1 protein-coding gene is annotated in these 1,313 nt (G+C 47.1%); it reads left to right on the top strand.

The annotated features are described in order from the left end of the window. Nucleotides 1-324: 324 nt before the first annotated feature. Nucleotides 325-1,197 (top strand): Rpn family recombination-promoting nuclease/putative transposase, encoded by an 873-nt coding sequence (locus tag EKO24_RS03225; RefSeq protein ID WP_127028977.1) that lies wholly within the window; start codon nt 325-327, stop codon nt 1,195-1,197. Nucleotides 1,198-1,313: the final 116 nt, after the last annotated feature.

The raw sequence follows: 1,313 nt of genomic DNA, 5'->3' as shown, positions 1-1,313 counted from the left end.
ATTGCTAGTCAGGCTCATACAACGCCGTTTCGGCCAGACGGCATCCATCGCGGCCCAATCCCTGCTCAAGCCGATTAGGGATACCGATACCTTGGAACTCATCGGGGACTGGATTATCGATTGCGACGACGGCGAAATCCTGTTAAACAAATTGAAAGGCTTGTAACGCCTCCTCCTCGATAGGATGATGACAGGGGCTCCTCCCCTTAGGATTTCGTCCGAAATAATTTTCGCATTTTGTTCCCTCGTTCTCCGGGAGAGGGTTAGGGTGAGGGATATAAATAAAAGCCACTCCCGAAATAACCTAACAATAGGCCGTTAACTATGTGCAGAATAAATCCCAGAGTCGATTTTGCCTTCAAGAAACTGTTCGGCAGCGAAGAGAATAAAGACCTTTTAATCTCGTTGATCAATGCCATTGTTTCAAAAGAACAGCAAGTCGTCGAAATCGAATTAAGAAACCCCTACAATCTCGCCGCTTATCAAGCCGGCAAAATGTCGATACTCGACATTAAAGCCAAAGACAAAAACGACCGTTGGTTCAACGTCGAAATGCAGATCAGCGAAGACTATCATTTCGATAAACGCGCCATTTATTACTGGGCAAAACTCGTCACCGAACAGCTCAACGAAGGCATGATGTTCAAGGAGCTGCAAAAGACCATCAGCATCAACATCCTGGATTTTAACTTTATTCCCGACAACCGAGAGCTGCATAATCTCTATAAGATTATCAATGCCGCAACCGGCAAGGACGACAAGTTGCACGACATTTTCGAGCTCCATTACATCGAGTTGAGAAAATTCACCAAATCTTATCGACAAATCGATAGCGCGCTGGACAGATGGGTCACTTTCTTAACCAAGGCGAATAAATTGGATAAAAATCATGTGCCCGAAGAACTTATCGAAGACCGTGCGATTGTCAAAGCGATTGAAGCGGTAGACCGCATGTTCGACGAAGACGAGCGCTTAATTTACGAAGTACGCATGCAGGCTTTAGCTGACGTGGAAAGCAAGATTGCTTCGGCGGAAGAAAAAGGCATGGAGCGAGGCATGGAAAAAGGCATCGCCCAAGGCATGGATAAAGCCGCGCGTGCCATAGCACTCAATTTCCTGAAAGCCGGCACTTCAATCGACATCATTGCTCAAGCAACAGGCTTGTCCGAATCCGAGATTGAACAACTGATGCCGTAAGCTTATTCCCGTGTTGATGCAATATGCGAAGGACTGTATATGATTGGTCGGAATGGAGGCTCTTTCCGTGCGGTTTGTGCCTTACCGCACGCTACCGCGGACTACACGGTACGCGG

The sequence above is a fragment of the Candidatus Methylobacter oryzae genome, assembly GCF_003994235.2.
Classification (GTDB): Bacteria; Pseudomonadota; Gammaproteobacteria; order Methylococcales; family Methylomonadaceae; genus Methylobacter_A; species Methylobacter_A oryzae.
The sequence above is the reverse complement of the archived record's forward strand: the minus strand, read 5'-3'. Positions and strand labels throughout refer to the sequence as shown.